A 16,965-nucleotide genomic window follows, 5' to 3' on the forward strand; every position below is an offset into this window, starting at 1 on the left:
GAGAAGCCCCCAGGACACGGAGCGCTGGCTGTGCGCGGGGCTGTGCCTGATACGGCACTGCCGGGGTCAACGCGTCGGCCGTGAGGTCCTCGTGCCGTATCAGGCACAGCCCCGCGCACAGCCAGCGCTCCGTGTCCTGGGGGCTTCTCAGCTCCGTGCTCATCCGCGACTCACGAGAGGCCCAGCAGCCGGGGCACCTTCTCCTCCAGCAGGTCGATTTCTTCCCGCGTCTCGCCCAGGTACGAGAGGAGCTGGAGGTCCTGTCGCTCCACCGCGCCGCCGTGGAAGATCCACGCTCGTGTGCGCAGCAGGCGGTAGAGCTTCACCAGCTTGCGGTCACTGATGAACACGCCGTCCTCGCGCGTCAGCGTCTGCACCACGCGGCGGAACTCACGCAGCAGGTCGTCGCGGAAGAACAGGTCCCGGTCGCGCAGCTCGCGGCCGTCCGGGCCCGTCTCGCGCTTGCCCATCATCAGCGTCAGGTAGCGGTGGGCCTTGAGCAGGTCGTCCAGCGTGGCGTGGCCCTCCGCCCAGGGCTTCTGGTTCAGCTCGCGGTGCGTCTGCGAATCCAGGCCGGAGTCCAGCAGCTCCAGGAAGTAGCGGTCCTGCACCGGGCGGCACGCGGCCTTGAGGCAGAAGCGGTCCTTCAGCGCGCCCAGCTCGGCGTGCTCGGGCAGCTCGTTGGTGGCGGCGAAGAGCACCTTCAGCTTCACCGGCTGCGGCGCGCCGTCCTGGTAGAACTTGCGCTCGTTGATGACGGTGAGCAGCGCGTTGAGGATGGCGGAGCTGGCCTTGAACACCTCATCGAGGAACACCAGCTTCGCCGTGGGCAGCTTGCCGCCCTCGCGCCGGATGTAGCGGCCCTGGCGCAGCAGGTTGATGTCGATGGGACCCAGCACCTCCGACGGCTCGGTGAAGCGCGTCAGGAGGTACTCGAAGTAATCCTCGTCGGGGATGCGCAGCGCGTCCCGGAACTTGAGGACGAGGTCCGACTTGGCCGTGCCCGGTGGGCCCACCAGCAGCAGCGGCTCCTGCGCCACCGCCGCCACCGTCATCAGGTCCACCAGCGTCTGCTTGCCCACGAAGTGACGGCCCAGCGCCAGGCGGAAGCGGTTGAGGCGCTCGCGCAGGCCGTGGGCTTCCTGGGCGAGCGTGTCGAACGTCAGCTCGGAGATGGCGGGATGACTGCTCATGTGCGCTCCTCCAGCTCCCGATGGATGCGCCGTCGCACCAGGAATTCGTCTTCGTCCAGCCAGCTTCGCGCGCGCGCTCCGGTGCCTTGCGCCACCTCCACGTGGCCCTGCACCAGCGCGTCCGCCAGCTCCACCACGGAGAGGCAGAAGTGGCTGTTGGTGTTGTAGCTGTCCGTGACGATGGGCAGCCCCTCCGAGATGCGCGCCAGCCCCGGCAGCGCCAGCTCCACGGGGGCGTGTGCCAACGCGCTCGCGAGGCTGCGCATCAGCGTCAGTCGCTCCGGCAGTCCTCCCTTCGCCGCGCCCAGTGACTCGAAGGCGGCGTCGAACACGTCAACGGCCTCGGCCGTGCGCCCCTGCATGGACAGGCCCGCCGCCACGCCGAGCCTCGCCGTCAGCGGTGTCTTGGGGCCCGTCAGGCGCTCTTGCGCCGCGTCCACCAACTCGGCGGCTTCGCGTGACAGGCCCACCCGGCGCAGGCCCCGCAGGATCACTCCCAGGATGCCCCGACTCCAGGCGGGCGACGTGGGGGCCAGCGCCGTGAGTACCTTGCGCAGCCGCGCCGCCAGCGTCATCGCGTGGTCCGCCCGGCCGAAGAGGGCCGCCAGCGTCAGCGCATCACCCAGCATCACCGCCTGGGCTTCACCGGGGAGCGCTTCCATGGATGCGACGAGCCGGTTCAGGAGTGGAAGCGCGCGCGCCGGAGCGACGCGGGGCAGCGTGTCCAGCAGGCCTCCGATGAGCCGCTGCCGTTCCTCGGCGGGAAGCGTCGCTTCGGTGGCCCGGGCCGTAAGGGTCTCCACCTGCGCGGCCACCTGCGCCGGATCCTTCAAGTCGCGAAGGGTGGCGAACTCCTCGCCGCGCAAGTCCCGCGCGCCGCGCCCGAAGGCCCTCGCGGGGTCGAGCCGCTCGCTGGGCTCCAGCAACACCGAGGCCTGCCGCAGCCGGTCCACCTTGTACCGCTGGAACGTGCTCAGGGCGTTCAGTTCGGCGGCGATGTCGGAGGGCAGCGGTGTCTCGGGCGGCTGGCCTTCCAGGGCCTGGGCCACGCGCGCACCGTAGGCACGGGAGAGGAAGCCGTGGATGGCCTCCTTCGTGTCGACCGCCTCCTCCGCCGCGGACGCCAGGGTCCGCGCACGGTCCGCCTGCCCGAGCCGCGCGAGCCCCACCGCGAAGACGTAGCGGACATAAGCGAGCGTGAGCGCGGGCGCCGCTTCGATGGACGAGCGGCGGCGAGGTGTGTGCTCGAAGCGCTCCAGCAGGGCTTCGAGCTGCGCCACCACACGGGGCACCTGCGCCGAATCAGTGCCAGCTCGCAGGAAGCGGGGCACGTCTCTGGCGAGCGACAGGCCTCGCTCAAGCAGCTCCAGCACCCGGTCGCTCGCGCGTGCAAGTCCGAGCGCATCACCCCCCGCCAGCGTGTCGAGCGCCGTCCGGGTGAGCCAGAGCGTCCGGACGTCGAGCTCCGCGTCATGCCGGTCCAGCCATCGCTGGAGTGCCGCCACGTCGACGGGCACGGGCGCACCCGGGACGCGCACCGCGCGCACCAGGCTGCTGGCGACGCCGCGCACGTCATCACCCGTGGGCGCGGGTGACGCCATCCGTTCCGCGGGGGAGGCGCCTCCTTCGTTCTCTGAATCAGCCCAGCGCCGTACCAGCTCGGTGGTCTCGGTGTCGGACGCGGACCACAGCGCGCGCGTCCAGCACAGGCTTGCCTCGCGCTTGCGGCCCAGCCGTCCGTTCAGCTCCGCCATGCGAGTCCAGAGCTCCTGCCGCTGCGGCGAGTCGGCGGGCACTTCCAGGGCCAGGAAGGACTTCTCCAGCGCACCCAGCTCCTCTTCCACCGCGTTGGATTGCGCGGGCGTGAGCGGCGCCAGGCGGGCGCCGGTGGGCACGGGCTGAGCGACGCGGACCGCGACAATGGGCGGAGGACTCGCGGGCGCCACCGAGGAGGTTGGCTCCTCACTGCGGCCACGGCGCGTGCCGCGCGAGCTCCGGTCCGCCGCTTCGTCCGATTGCACCGCGCGGGCCGCGCTCTGCCACTCACCCTCCGCGGCCTCAAAGGCGGCGAAGTCGAAGCTGGCGCTCCGGACCCACGGCATGAGTGCGTCGGCGTGGGTATCCACGACGTAGTCCACCCAGGTGTCGAGCGGCTCGAACGCGGACTCCGGCAGCCGCTCCGCGCGGAACCCACCGCCCCCGGTGGGATGCAGCCACGTCACGGTGTCGGCCTGGGGGACGAGCAGCGCGCGCAGGCGGTCCCGGCGCACGGGTGGCTCCAACAGTCCGTCACACGGGAGGAAGAGGTCCGCGAGCTGCGGCAGCGGCGCGTAGGCCATGCCCGACAGGCCCAGCTCCGGGGGCCGCTCCCGGCCCGCTCGCGCACGCAGCACGATGCACGGCGCCTCCGCTGGTCCCGTGACGGCGAAGCGAAGCTGCGCGAGCAGCGGCTCCGGCAACGTGTGGACCAGGGACTCCACCTGGGCGAGCGCATTCTCGCGCAGCACCCACAGGCTCGCGGGCTCCATGCGCGCGGCTCGCGTGAGGCGCAGCGGCACCGTCAGCCGGCCCGGCGTGGGCGCGGGTGTCCAGTCCTCGCCCGGGGCTGGGAGCCGCAGGTCGGTGTGTTGGTACAGGTCCGTCCACGGGCCGTCCGGCGCGGTCAGCCAGGGGCCTTCGCCGCGGATGAGCAGCAACGTCCCGACAGGCGCCTGGAGCGTGCGCGCGAGCGGATGCGTGTAGCCCACCTCGACCCAGACGGAGAGCTGCCCTGGGACGGCGGGAACGAAGGCGCGCAGCGGGCCCGCGGCGTCCAGCGCGCGGGTGAGGGTGAAGTAGGGCGGCGCCATCGCGCGCAGCAAGGCCCGCTGTCCGCTTCCCTCCGCGGTTTGGGCGAAGCACACCTCCTGCCGGTCGCACCCCAGGCGCAGCATCTCGCCCGCCAAGGGAAGGAGCGCGTCGGCGCTCGGGGGCAGGAACAGCACCGGGCCGGTGGGGGCGGTCTCCAGCGGCGCGCGCCGCGACGACACCAGCTCCGCCCAGCAGAGGACCGGTGTGGCCTCTTTCGCGCGGCTCCGCGTCTCCTGCACGCCCAGGGACGCGAGGCGCGCGAGCACCTCTTTCGCGGGCATCACCTCCGGCAGGACGTGAAGCGCGCCGTCGGGCGTCCGGTGGTAGCGGGCGGGGGCGGCCTGGACTTCGGCGGGGACGAGTCCGGAGGTCAGCGCCAGGTGGAGCGCTTCCTCACTGGTGAAGACGAGCATGGACATCAGGCCTTCTGGCTGACCTTCTCGGAGGCGTCCTCGGCGGTGGAGTTGGGCTCGGCCGTCTTGCCCGCTGGCGTGTCGCGCTCGACGATGACGCGGCCCAGCTCTGAGGCCTTCAGCGTGCCACCCTGGATGAGCGAGTCCACGAGCCGACGGTGCTCGTCCTCGTGCTCCATGGGCAGCGCGTCCGCGTCGCTCTCGTACTGGATGATGACGTCCTTGCGGCCCGTCGCCGGGTCCACCTGGAGGCGGAGGATGAGGCTAGCCAAGCGCGGGCTCCTTCTTCGGTGCCACGGGCGCGGGCACCAGGTGGGTGAAGGCCTCGCGGTCCAACACCTTGCGTTCGATGAGCAAATCCCTCAGGGCCACGACCCGCTCCTTCTCCCGCTGGAGGATATCCCGGGCCCGGGCCCGTTGGACGGCGAGGACTTCCTGTATCGCGGCCTCCAGCGTGCTCCGCGTCGCGTCGGACAGGGCATGCCGGTCCGCCTGCCGTCCCGGAGCATCAAAGCGGCGCACGGGCACGCCGTCTCCGCCCATGCCCAGGTCCTCCACCAGCTCGCGCGCGATCTCCGTGGCGCGCTCCAGGTCGTGCGCGCTGCCCAGGGAGAGGTCGTCCAACAGCAGGTCCTCCGCCTCCCGGCCGCCGAAGAGCATGCAGATGCTGTCCAGCAACTGGCCTCGAGTGACGACGTACCGGTGCGCCGGGTCCGCGTACTGCACGTGGCCCAGCGAGCCCGCCAGGTCGCCCCGGATGCTGATGCGGTCGATGGCGGGCGCGTGCTTGCAGAACAGGGCGCACACCGCGTGCCCCGCCTCATGCGTGGCCACCACGCGCTCCTCCGTGGGCGTGAGCTCCGGTCGGTCCAGGAACTCCGTGAGGGCGCGCTCCACGTCCACCGCCTCGGTGGGGCCCTGGACGCCCTCGCGCAGCCTTCGCCGCGCGAGCGCCCGGCACAGCGCTTGGATGTGGTCGCCGGAGAAGCGCGTCCCGGTGCCTTCCACGCGGTCGCCCGTGCGCTTCACCGCGTAGTCCAGGGCGCGCTCCGTCAGCTCCAGTCCCAGCTTCTGGTTGTAGATGGACAGGATGGCGCGCCGGTCCGCGCTGTTGGGGTAGGGGATGCAGAGCTGGAACTCGAAGCGGCCGGGGCGCAGCAGCGCGGGGTCCAGGGACTCCACGAAGTTGGTGGTGCCCACGACGAAGACCAGCTCCTCCTTGCGGAAGCCGTCCATCTCCGTGAGGAGCTGGTTCACCATGGAGTGCTCCACGCCCGAGCCCGTGTACGTGCCACGCGCCGACGCGAAGGAGTCCAACTCGTCGAAGATGATGATGCTGGGCGCCGCCTGCCGGGCGCGGACGAAGATCTGACGGAGGTTCTCCTCGCTCTCGCCCACCCAGCGGCTCTTGAGCTCGGGGCCGCTCACCACCTGGACGGCCGCGCCCAGCGCCGAGGCCATGGCCTTGGCGAACAGCGTCTTGCCGGTGCCGGGAGGGCCCCAGAAGATCATCCCGCGCGGCAGCAGCGCCTCCACGCGCTTCACCGCCTCCGCGTCACTCAGCGTGTCCTTGTGCGACAGGACGTCCAGAAGCTCCTGCTGGAGCCGCTGCTTCACCTTGGCGTAGCCGCCGATGTCCGTGTGCAGCTCCAGCTCTGGCACGCTGAGCGAACCGGTGAGCGTGGCCGAGCGCAGCTGCGCATACGCGGGCTTCGGGTTTGCGGGGTAGTCCTCGCCAGTAATCGCGCCCAGCAGCCGGCGCAGCCGCACGGCGTTGACGCCAGAGACGTGCTTGTAGAGCGCGTAGGGCTGCAGGCCCCTGCCGAACTTGCGGCACTCGCGCTGGGTGATGAGGTAGCGCAGCCTGTCCCTGCCCACGCCGAGGATGCTCTCCTTGTGGGGGAAGAGGTTCTCGATGACGCGCGGCACGGCGAAGGACGGGTCCTTGAAGCCGACCCAGAGCATCTCCGGGTTTTCGTACAGCAGGGGGATGACCTCGCGCGCCTCGCTGGTGAGCCCGCCGGTGCTGGTGGTGAGCAGGTCCAGGTGGGGCAACACGACGATGCGCTCGCGCACCGCGCCGCGCACCGCGTCCCGGAGCTGCGCGATGAGCGTGGCCATCATGCTGGGCGCGGGCATGCCCGGTGGGGGCTCCTGCGCGGTGCGGCCGTCCAGGTAGAGGAACTGCTTGCCGTCCTGCTTCAGCCTGTCGCGCAGGCACTTGTAGAAGTAAGGCGTCAGCTCCTTGTCCGCCTCCACCATGACGGGCAGCCCGCGCAGCAGCGCCTCGCAGACGCGGTTCAGCTCGGAGGGGTAGGCGGCCTCGACGGCGGCGAAGGGCGACAGCTCCGTCGGCAGAGACTCCTCGGGGATGCGCTGACTCATACGCGCACCTTGATGGTGAGCGAGCCCGTCGCCGCGTCCTCGTGGACCTCCTCGATGGTGCCGAGCTGCCCGGCGCGCACCTTGAGCGCCTCCGCCGTCACCTTGTTGGAGATGGCATCCAGCTCCGACTTGAGGTCGCGCAACCGACCTTCGAGCCGCTGGGTGACCTGCTGCCGCAGCTTGTCGGTGGCGACGTCCGCCGCGTCCTCCAGCCGCGCGCGCGCCAGGTCCTGGGCGCGCAGCTTCGCCTGCTCCACCTCGTCGAGCCGCTCCACGGCCAGCTCGCCGCGCGCCTGCAGCTCCACCTCCTGCTCGCCGCTGAGGGTGACGCTGACGTCGCCGGTGGTGACGTCAATGGCGACGCGGACGCCATCCGCCTCCGTGCGCAGCGCCACGTCGCCCTCTTGCGTGAAGCCGCGGTTGGCCAGCTCGGCCGCGAGCAGCCCGGCCAGCTCCTCGCGCGATAGGAGCGGGAGCAGCTCCAGCTTGGAGCACAGGCCGTCCTCGGCCTGGACGACGCGGTTGAGGGACTCGGAGACGGAGACTCGGTAGGCGCGGCTCATGAAGCGCTCCCGGCGGAGGAAGGTGGAGGTGCGGCGGAGGCGCTGGTGAGGGCGGTCGTCAGTTGCCGGGCATGGTCCTCGGCGCGGCGGAAGCCTGCCTCACCGAAGGCGCTCCATTCAGACAGCAGGTGCTGGGCGGCGTCGTAGTCGTCGTCGAAGAAGCGCACGGCGCGGTGCTCCGCGTCCCAGCGTGACAGGCGGCCCAGGGCGCGCAGGAAGGCCGCGGCGGCACGGGCCGCCTCGGCCCGAGAGGACAACGTCGCCGTGGAAGACAGCCCCTCCACCCAGCGCGTGGCGGGCTGCTCCAGCAGGGGGCGCGCCGCTTCGAGGAGGAAGCCCGCGAGGTCCCTTCTGCCCGCGCCATCCACCGCGTCGAGGAACGCGGCGAGCACGGCCTCCTGCGCCGCGCCCAGGGCCAGCGCCTCTCCGGGGGACGCGAGGTGGCGCTTGGACTCCTCCAACCCACGCCAACGCCGCACGAGCTCCAGCCGCAGCGCCTCCAGCAGCCACGCGCCGTCCGCCAGCAGCGGCGCGAAGGCGGCGGCATCGAGCTCCGGGCGCTGCGTCCCGAACTGCTCCGGGAAGCCCAGCCAGCAGAGCGCGGAGCGGCGGAAGAGGCGTTGGGCGCCCAGGGCCGGCGCGCAGGGGGTGCCCGCCACCAGGCGGCAGCAGAGATAGAGGAAGAGCTCGTCGGCGAGCGTGGGCGCTGCGTCCACTTCCAGCGGCATGGCCCCGTGCTTCGTCAGGGGCTGCTCCAGCAGCCACCTCAGGACGTGGAAGGTGAGGGGGGAGAAGCGCAGGGCGGGCGGCGCATGCCGCTCCCAGAGCCGGCCGGCGCGAGCCTGCCCGTCGCGCACCGTGCGCTGCTGGCGCCAGCCGCCGCACCGGGCGAGCGCGAGCACTCCGCCCTTGGCGAGCGTGTCCCGTAGGACGTGCATCGCGCCGGGGCTGAACTTCGCGGGGACGGCGTGCCGGTTGCGGAGCAGGTCCTCCACGGGGGCGTACTGTCCCAGGCCGGCGATGGCGCGGGCGAGCGTGAGCAGCTCGAGCTCGGACGGAGCGACGCGAATCATGGACGGAACCGGTCAGCGAGCGCGGGCCAGCCGTTGATGACGAGCTTGCCGCCGACGAAGTGCACCTCCGCCGTGTTCGGCGCGGTGAAGCACGCGTCGTGCGGCGAGTAGCGGCCGGTGAGGAAGTGCATCACCTGGTTGCGCGAGCCAATCCACCGCCGTGCCGTCTCCGGCTGGTCCGCCTCGAAGCGGCCGTCCACCAGCAGGTCCACCGCCCCTAGCAGCCGGTCCACGTCGCCGCGCGCCTGGGCCCGCAGCTCCGCGAGCGTATGGCCGGTGAAGACCATGATGCTTAGCCCGGCGGCGCGGACGCGCTCGCACAGCGCCGCGGCGGGCCCGGGCTGGGAGAAGGGCTCGCCGCCCAGCAGGGTGAGGCCCTCGATGCCGGGCGTGGCCAGGACCTGCCGGGCCAGGGCCTCCACCGTCTCCACGGTGCCGCGCTCGGTCGCGAACATCTCCGGGTTGCAGCACCCCGGGCAGCGCAGGGAGCAGCCCTGGACCCAGAGGGCGTAGCGCACACCGGGGCCCTCCGCTTCCGTGCGCGGGACTCGCTGGGCAATCCGGAGCGTGGGGCCGGAGCGGGAGGTGCCTGCTTCGATGGCCATGAAGACGGCCCCAGCATGCCAGCAGCGGCGGGGCAGGGGGAGCGCCAGGGCGTGTCACATGCCGCGAGACGGGCTCAATTGCTTGTTGATACCTTCCGCCGCCCGGTCATTCATGACCTGTACCTACATCCAGGTCGAGTGATGGCTGGCGAATCTTCCCGCGTCGCAAATTGTCAGCGTCGCTTCATTCCTCAAGTAGACTGTGGTGGTCATGACGCGGCCTGTGTCCGCCCACGCCCCTCGAAGCGAACGCAAGCCGTTGTACGTGAAGGTGGTGACGCAGCCCGCGCTCCATGGGTGCTGGGCCGTCAACATCAGTGAGACGGGCATCGGGCTCATCGCCACGCCGCACACGCCGTCCGACGGGCCGCGTGAGGGCGAGGACGTGGAGCTGTCGTTCTCCCTTCCGGACTCCGGTGAGCACATCCGCGTGCGCGGCGTGGTGCGCTGGCGTCACGACGCGTCCGGCGCGGTGGCGGCCATGGGCGTGAGCTTCCGCGCCTTCGAGGAAGCGGACGGCGTGAAGCTGGCGCGCTACCTCGCCTCGTCGCACCTCCAGGTGGTGGTGGCCTTCGCCACCGAACCGGAGGCGCGCGCGGTGACGGCCGCGCTGGAGGGGGTGGCCAAGCTCCACTTCGCCGCCAGCCCGTCGGACGCCCACGCGCTGGTGACGCGCGGGGACGCGGCGTGCCTGGTGGTGTGCGGCCAGGACGAGGAGCAGGCCCTGTCCCTGGTGGAGTCCCTGGCCGCCGGCCGCGCGGACGCGGACCCTTCTGGCGCGGGGCCGCCCAGTGATTTGGCGTCGCGAATCGTCTACTGCGCGCCGGCCGCGTCGGAGCGGCTGGTGGCCCTCTTCAACGCCGGGCGCATCTTCCGCGCGCTCGGGCCTTCACCCACGCGGGAGGCCATGCACCAGGCGGTGCTTCAAGCGGGGCGCGAGCACGGCGTGCGCACCGAACAGTGGCGCATGGCGCTGGAGCTGGAGCGCAGCCTGCTGCGTGAGCGCGCGCTGTCGCAGGAGCTGCCGCCCGCCCCCGGTGGACGCGGCGGGGACGAGGTGGGCTTCCGCAGCGCCGCCATGCAGCGGGTGATGGAGCTGGTGCGCCTGGTGGCGCCCCACCGCGTGGCCGTGCTGCTCCAGGGCGAGACGGGGACGGGCAAGGAGGTGCTGGCGCGCATCCTCCACCGGCTCAGTGGCCGGGGGGACGTGCCGCTCGTGGTCCAGGACTGCGGCGCGCTGTCGGAGACGCTGCTGGAGAGCGAGCTGTTCGGCCACGTGAAGGGGTCCTTCACGGGCGCGGTGGCGGACCACCCCGGGCTCTTCGTGCTCGCCAACGGCGGCACCATCTTCCTGGACGAAATCGAGAACACCACCGCCAACCTCCAGGCGAAGCTGCTCCGCGTGCTGGAGACGGGGGACGTGCGTCCGGTGGGCGGCACCCAGGTGCGCCACGTGGACGTGCGCGTGGTGGCCGCCAGCAACAAGGACCTGGGCGAGGAAGTGCGCGCCAGCCGCTTCCGCGCGGACCTCTTCTACCGGCTCAACAGCTTCACGGTGGACATCCCGCCGCTGAGGGACAGGCCAGAGGACGTGCCGGAGCTGGCGCTCTACTTCCTGGAGCTGTTCAACCGCACCTTGCGCCGCTCGGCCAGCGGCATCGCGCCGGACGCGGTGGACGCGCTGCGGGCCTACGGCTGGCCGGGCAACGTGCGCGAGCTGCGCAACGTCATGGAGCGCTCGGTGTTGCTCTCCCGCCCGGGCGAGGTGGTGTCGCGGCGGCTGCTGCCGCCGGTGCTGGGCTCCACCCTGGCCCTGCGCGGCGAGCCGGGTGGGGATGGCTCACTGCGCGCCCGGCTGGAGCGGGTGGAGCGGGAGTTCATCCGCGAGGCCCTGGAGCGCCACGGCGGGGTGCTGCGGCGCGCGGCCGTGGCGCTGGGGATGGACCCGGTGACGCTGGGCCGGCGGGCCCGGCGCCACGGCTTGTGGAAGGCAGACAGCTAGGCCCTCTGCCTCAGTGGGTGCGAATCCACTGGAGAATGGGCTTCCAGACGCGCGCGCGCGCGTCATCCGCGAGGAACAGGTCCGCGTGCCCGAAGTCCAGGGCGCGCGCGGCCTCCGGCAGCGTGCTGACGTTGAGCCGGGTGACGTCCCGGCTGCCCAGCAGCGTGAGGCTGTGCTCGCCGTAGCGCCCCACGCCGCCCGCGGCGCCCACGTACAGCACCGGCACCTTCACGTCGTGCAGGCGGTCGTCGTAGGGCACGCTCTTCCCGCAAGCCCACGCCTCCGTCTCCACCACCTCGTTGATGCTCTGGTACGGGGCGGTGCGCTGGCCGAACTCGAAGAGGTAGCCCTCGCGGGTGAAGGAGAGCTGCTCCGGCAGGCCCAGGGCGTCCGGCGTGCTGCCCATCAAGTGGTAGGCGGGGACGATGGGCTGCAGCGGCGCGAAGAGCACGCTCGTCGCGCCCGCCGCGACCACGGCCAGCTTGCGGTTGGTGGGCACGCCCGTGCCCGGCCCGAAGATGTCTTCCATCACCAATGGAGACGGCGCGGCCGGCTGCGCCGCGGCGAGCTGGCCAATGGCCTGCAGCATGATGCCCGGCGCCGGCCCGAGCAGGCCGCCCTCCAGCTGGCCCTCCTGGCGGGCATTGCTCAGCACCTCGTAGCGCTCACACGCCCACGCCTGCTGCTGCGCGTCCCGCGGCGAGAAGCGCACCGCCATGTCCATGGGGATGAAGCCGTCCACCTGGCGCAGCGCGCGCGGCAGCCGGGCCTCACGGTTGAGGTACGCGTAGCCGACCACCGCGCCCCGGCTCCAGCCCAGCAGGTGCAGGGGGCCCTGGAAGTTGCCGCCCGCGAGCCGCAGCAGCTTCGCCACGCCCAACCCCACGCCCACGTCGGCCGCGTGCGTTTCCAGCGTCCAGTGCTTCATGAAGCGAAAATCCCGCGTGTCCCGCGGCACGCCCGCCCACCTCAGGTCGATGCCCCACACGTCCACGCCCTCCTTCGCCAGGTACGCGGCGAGCGACTGCTCGGGCGGCACGAACGCGGAGCCGACGCTGGAGAGGAACGCGGCCTCGAAGCCCCACCCGTCGCCGTGCACCATGAACACCGCGCGCGTCGCACGCGCCGGCCGCCACGCCCCGTCCTCCCGCACCACCCGGTGCAGGGTGACGACGTCATGCCGCGACGGCCCCACCTGCAGGCGGTAGCGGTAGTGGGCCACGTCGCCGAACAGCGCCACCCGCTCACCGCCTCCCAGATTGCTGGAGCCCAGGAACGCGGCGCTGACCGGCGCGCCCTCCGCCAGCGCCACGCCCTGGAGCGCCGCGGCCCGTGAGACAGCCTGTCGCATGTCCTCAGAGGGGGCCGCTTCGGCGGTTCGAGCCAACGACAGACATGCCAACGAGACACAGAGGAAGAACACGGAACGCATACAGACCTCGGATCGGCTGAAGATGTTCGGGGGAGTCGAATTACCGCCGGCCCATGACGCCCCTGACGTGTCGCCCCCCCGAGCAGAATTCACGCCAATCACCAAACCCCTGTAACTCCTGGAGTGTTCTCCAGGCAGGGACTTCATGGGTGAATGCCACTGTGGATCGAACCTCTGACATCCCCTGCCAGGTGGGGGACTTCGGCGCGTGCTTCATCACTGAAGCCCGCGCATCACCGGTGCGGCTTCCGGGGCGTCACGAGGAACCCGGCAGGGATTGAGAGGCTTGGGTGACGAGCGCGCGCAAATGACCACAGGCGACCAGAACGGGCAAGAGCGGATTAGCGCTCCAGTACGGGAGGACTGACGGGGTCCGAACGGCACCAGGTGACGTGGGAGGGGTGCTGAACACACGCGCCCATGGGGCGCTCGCCACCCTCCTGGGTGGGGGGCACATGAAAGCCAGACTTCAACGCGAGGCGGCCCATGGTCGAGCAGCGGTTCCAGCGCAGTCTGGGCGTGGTGGATGCGGAGACGCTGGACAAGCTGTCACGCACGCATGTGTTGGTGGCGGGCGTGGGCGGCGCGGGAGGCCAGTGCGCGGTGGACCTGGCGCGGCTGGGGTTCGGCGGCGTGACGCTGGCGGACTTCGACGTCTACGAGCGCCACAACATGAACCGGCAGGTGGGCTGCTTCGAGAGCACGCTGGGCCGCGCCAAGGTGGAGGTGGTGGGGCGGATGTGCCGGGACATCCACCCGAACCTGCGGCTGCGGGAGGTGCTGGAGGGCATCACCGCGGCCAACGTGGAGGACGTGCTTGGCGGAGGCGGCGGGCTGGGCCCGGTGGACTACGTGGTGGAGGTCATCGACATCGCGGGAGCGTGTGAGAAGCAGGTGCTCCACCGCGCCTGCCGTCAGCGTGGGGTGCCGGCGATGACGGGGCTGATGTTGGGCTTTGGCGCGGCGCTGCACGTCTTCCAGCCGGACGCGCCGCTGTACGAAGCGCTCTACCTCCTGCCGGATGGGCGCATCGACCTGCCGGCCATCATCCCCCACCTGGGCAGCTACATGCTCCGCGAGTACATGGACGCGTGCTACCAGGGCCGGGGCCACGCGCCCACCTGCGTGGTGGGCGCGACGAGCGCGGCGGGGATGATGGTGACGGAGCTGACGCGCGCGGTGATGCGGGGACCCCGGTCCATGGTGTCGTGGCCGGAGTACCTCTACGTGGACTTCTTCGACCACCGCTTCGTCCGGGGCACCGTCGCCCAGGCTCACACCACGCCGCGCGAGCGGGCCTCCTCGATGACCTTCACGCCGTCCACGCCCAGGCTCTTGCCCAGGTAGGGGGCGACGAGGTCGGCGTGCTTGTGCACGCGGTGGAAGGCCTCGTCGAAGGTGCGCGTCACCAGGTTGATGCCGGAGATGATGACCCGCTGCAGGTTGTATTGCAGGTCATTGCCTTCGACGATGGCGTGAATCTCCGTGAAGAGGGGGCGCGCGTCCGAATGGAAGGTGGACAGGTTGCGCCGCTGCTCTGAGTTGGGCACGGACGACTTCGGTGAGAGGCTGGCGACGAGGACCAGCGGGTGCTGGAGCTGCTCGTGCGCGCCCTTCATCTGCTGGAAGACGGTGTGGATTTCTTCCTGACTGGGTGGCGCCTCCCATCGGAGGAAGAACACTCTGCCGATGATGGCGGTCTTGTAGACGGATGTGGCCATGATGTCCCCCTGCTGCTGCCTCGGTGATTCCACCGGGAAATCCCGGTGCCCCTTCGCCAGGAACGAACGGCGGCGCCTGGCGGTCTGCGCACCCATTGGCGCGCGTCCCGGGAGCAGACGGAATCAGACTGGAGGGCGGACATCCGCGGCCCGACATTGCCCCGCCGGGCCGCGAGGTGTCCGGCCCCCGACGAAGCGGGGGCCGGCGGGGTGCGTCAGTTGCCGATGAGGGTGATCTGCTCACCCGGCGCGGCGGCGACTTCCTCGGCGGTGAAGAGGATGGGCCGCCACTGCTTCTGGGAGAACAGCCGCGTCTGGTCCGCGTAGTACGGCGAGGCCGGGTTGCTGGACTCGCTGTAGGTCAGCAGGGCGCTGGCCTGCACGCCGGTGGGCGTGAACTCCATGGCCATGATGAAGCTGCTGCCGTTGTTGATGACGTAGCCGCCGTTGGCCAGGGCCGTGCGGCTGTTGACCACGGTGCGCGTGGCGGTGCCTGACTCGGCGTTGGGCGTGGTGGACTTCAGCGTGCCGAAGCTGACGATGTTCGCCGCGCCGTCGTAGTTGCCGCCGCCGTGGATGGGGATGCGCTCGCCGCTCACGCGGGGGGTGAACTGCGCCTGGCCCAGCGGGAGGTCCAGGGCCAGGCCCGCGCGCGTCAGCGTGTCCACGGCCTGGGCCAGCTTCGTCAGGACGGGGTCGGTGCCCTGGGCCGGCGCGGGCGCCAGCGTGTGGGGCGTGGCGATGGGGTTGGCCGGGTCGAAGGGCGTGGCGTACAGCGCCGGGCTCGCCTGCAGCTCGCTCATGGTGAACGCGCCCGCGAACTCGCGCCAGACGATGGCGCCCACGCTGTCCACGTCATAGCGACGATCCCACTGGGCAATCAGCGCGCACGCCTGGCTGATGTCCACGGTGCCAGCGCCATAGGGCACCGTCGTCTGGCCGGTGCAGCGGGCCACCACGTCGTCGATGAGCAGCTCGGCGATCATGCCGCGGTTGTTGAGGATGGCGTCCTGCAGCTCGGTGCGGGTGAAGAGGCCGTCCGCGCCGGACGCGCCACCTTCGACCTGTTCGGTGAGCATGACGGCGTTGAGGCGCGTGCGCGGCGTCTGGGGCACGTCCTCCAGGCCGTGCAGGGGCGAGAAGCCCTTGAGCGGCGCGGCGGGGTTGGCCAGCCAGTAGCTGTCATTGGCGTTGAAGACGAAGTCGGTGCGGTCCAGCTTGGGCACCTTGCTGAAGGGCACCAGGCCCGGGCTGCGGGCGCCGGCCTCTTCCTGCCACTCGTTCTGGCTGTTGCTGCCGTCGAGCAGCACCAGGCCCATCTGCTGCCAGATGGCGGTGGTGGCCAGGTCCGCGCCCTGGCGGGCGGCGTTCCAGGTGGCCAGGGCCACGGGCGACAGGTTCGGCGTGGGGGTGGCATCCGTGTACCAGGTGTTGCCCGCGCGGTCGGCCGCCATGGTGTTGACCCAGGGGATGCCCTGCTCGCGCGCGTAGACGGCCTTGAACTCAGCCAGGCTGCCGGCCTGGTTCATGCCCATGAACTGCGCCAGCAGGGTGTCGTTCTCCAGGTTGGCGTCCCGGTAGGTGAGCGCGGTCTGCTCGGTCCACTCCGCGGTGCCGGGGATGGAGATGATGGGGCCGTAGTGGCTGCTGTACATGCGGCGGGTGACGTTGACGAGCGTGCCGTTGTCGAGCAGGACGAGGATGGTGATGTCCTTCCAGGTCATCTCCCGCTCTTCGTCGTCGTAGTAGTACGAGGTCGGCTTGCCCGGCACCAGGCGCAGTCCGTACAGCGTCATGCGCTGGCCGGAGGAGAAGGTGTGCGTCCAGGCCACGTCGTTGTTGAAGCCGATGAGGACCGCGGGCACGCCCAGCAGGCCCACGCCGTAGATGTCCAGCTCCCCGGGGACGGTGAGGTGGCTCTCCCACAGCTTGAGCTCGCCTTCCCAGGGGAAGTGCGGGTTGGCCACCACCATGCCGTGGCCGGTGGCGGAGCGGTCGCGGCCAATGGCCCAGCCGTTGCTGCCCACCTGGTGCAGCTCGGGCCGCTGGATTTTGACGTGGTCGCGGTCCGGCGTGCCGATGGCGGTCGCCGTCACGTTGGGCGGCGTGGCCGCGGCGAGGGCCAGGGCGACCTGGTAGCTGCTGCCCGTCAGCGCCGCGCTGAAGGCGTAGGCCAGCAGGTCCACCTCGGAGATGGGCCGCACCCACCTGGCGCCGGTGCAGGGCGCGGGGAGCTGATCCTTGGGCGTCTCCTCGAGGTAGCGGTTGAAGCCGGCCGCGTAGCCCTTGAGCATGGCCTGGACGTTGGCGGGCTGCGCGCTGAAGCGCTCCGTGGCGCGCGCGTGGAGGCCCAGCGCGCGGTAGGCGAAGTCGCTGCCCGCGTAGGTGCTGCCGGGGCCCTGGCCCAGGAAGCGGGCGCGCTCACCGCGCACCTTGAGGATCTGATCCGCGAGGATGCAGACGTGGTCCTGGGCGAAGGCATAGCCGTTGCCGTACGCCACGCTGCCCAGGTCCTTGCCGGTGATGTGGGGGACGCCATGGGCGGTGCGGCGGATGGTGGCTTCGTAGGTGGGCGTCTGGGCCGGAGGCGTCCCTTCGTCGTCGTCGTCACCACACGCGGTGCTGAACAGCAGGCTCATGCCTGCGAGAAGGGAGAACTGCCAGCGGGTGCTCCGCGTACGGCGGAGCACACCGCGCCGGAGGGGCGAGGGAAGTTTGGGGTGCATGA

12 protein-coding genes are annotated in these 16,965 nt (G+C 71.3%); 2 read left to right on the plus strand and 10 right to left on the minus strand.

From position 1 onward, the window contains the following. Nucleotides 1-170 precede the first annotated feature (170 nt). The 7 genes from HV824_RS23620 to HV824_RS23650 are packed head-to-tail and all read right to left on the minus strand — an operon-like array spanning nt 171 to nt 9,082. Nucleotides 171-1,193 carry an AAA family ATPase gene (locus HV824_RS23620; RefSeq protein WP_176424282.1) on the minus strand — a complete coding sequence of 341 codons (1,023 nt, stop codon included), beginning with the start codon at nt 1,191-1,193 and terminating at the stop codon, nt 171-173. Continuing rightward, nucleotides 1,190-4,462, minus strand: a complete 3,273-nt coding sequence (locus tag HV824_RS23625; RefSeq protein WP_176424283.1) for a hypothetical protein — start codon at nt 4,460-4,462, stop codon at nt 1,190-1,192. Before HV824_RS23625 ends, HV824_RS23620 begins: the two co-directional genes overlap by 4 nt. Then, complete coding sequence (locus tag HV824_RS23630) at nt 4,462-4,728, minus strand: hypothetical protein (protein ID WP_176418650.1); 267 nt, start codon at nt 4,726-4,728, stop codon at nt 4,462-4,464. Before HV824_RS23630 ends, HV824_RS23625 begins: the two co-directional genes overlap by 1 nt. Then, the gene (locus HV824_RS23635) at nt 4,721-6,841 is read right to left on the minus strand and encodes an AAA family ATPase (protein ID WP_176418649.1); all 2,121 of its coding nucleotides are present in this window, start codon (nt 6,839-6,841) and stop codon (nt 4,721-4,723) included. Before HV824_RS23635 ends, HV824_RS23630 begins: the two co-directional genes overlap by 8 nt. Further along, nucleotides 6,838-7,404 (minus strand): hypothetical protein, encoded by a 567-nt coding sequence (locus tag HV824_RS23640; RefSeq protein ID WP_176424284.1) that lies wholly within the window; start codon nt 7,402-7,404, stop codon nt 6,838-6,840. Before HV824_RS23640 ends, HV824_RS23635 begins: the two co-directional genes overlap by 4 nt. Further along, entirely contained in the window at nt 7,401-8,477 is a 1,077-nt protein-coding gene (locus HV824_RS23645) for a hypothetical protein (RefSeq protein WP_176418647.1), read from the minus strand. The genes HV824_RS23640 and HV824_RS23645 overlap by 4 nt, the downstream gene beginning before the upstream one ends. Next, entirely contained in the window at nt 8,474-9,082 is a 609-nt protein-coding gene (locus tag HV824_RS23650) for a 4Fe-4S single cluster domain-containing protein (protein ID WP_217917669.1), read from the minus strand. Before HV824_RS23650 ends, HV824_RS23645 begins: the two co-directional genes overlap by 4 nt. A gap of 211 nt (nt 9,083-9,293) precedes the next feature. Between HV824_RS23650 and HV824_RS23655 the strand changes: the two genes are divergently transcribed. After that, nucleotides 9,294-11,084, plus strand: coding sequence for a sigma 54-interacting transcriptional regulator (locus HV824_RS23655; RefSeq protein ID WP_176424285.1), 1,791 nt, complete (start codon nt 9,294-9,296; stop codon nt 11,082-11,084). Between the two features lie 10 nt (nt 11,085-11,094). Here HV824_RS23655 and HV824_RS23660 read toward each other — a convergent pair whose 3' ends face one another. Continuing rightward, nucleotides 11,095-12,435, minus strand: coding sequence for a hypothetical protein (locus HV824_RS23660; RefSeq protein ID WP_255208286.1), 1,341 nt, complete (start codon nt 12,433-12,435; stop codon nt 11,095-11,097). Nucleotides 12,436-13,002: 567 nt separating this feature from the next. On the opposite strand from HV824_RS23660, the gene HV824_RS23665 reads away from it, so the two are divergent. Further along, entirely contained in the window at nt 13,003-13,863 is an 861-nt protein-coding gene (locus tag HV824_RS23665; RefSeq protein WP_255208287.1) for a ThiF family adenylyltransferase, read from the plus strand. Here the strand turns inward: HV824_RS23665 and HV824_RS23670 are convergent. Then, complete coding sequence (locus HV824_RS23670) at nt 13,791-14,237, minus strand: DofA protein (RefSeq protein ID WP_176418644.1); 447 nt, start codon at nt 14,235-14,237, stop codon at nt 13,791-13,793. The genes HV824_RS23665 and HV824_RS23670 overlap by 73 nt on opposite strands. Before the next feature lie 215 nt (nt 14,238-14,452). After that, nucleotides 14,453-16,876: a penicillin acylase family protein gene (locus HV824_RS23675; RefSeq protein ID WP_303623438.1), complete on the minus strand. Its 2,424-nt coding sequence runs from the start codon at nt 16,874-16,876 to the stop codon at nt 14,453-14,455. Between the last annotated feature and the right edge of the window lie 89 nt (nt 16,877-16,965).

Source organism: Myxococcus sp. AM009, from assembly GCF_013372605.1.
GTDB lineage: Bacteria > Myxococcota > Myxococcia > Myxococcales > Myxococcaceae > Myxococcus > Myxococcus vastator.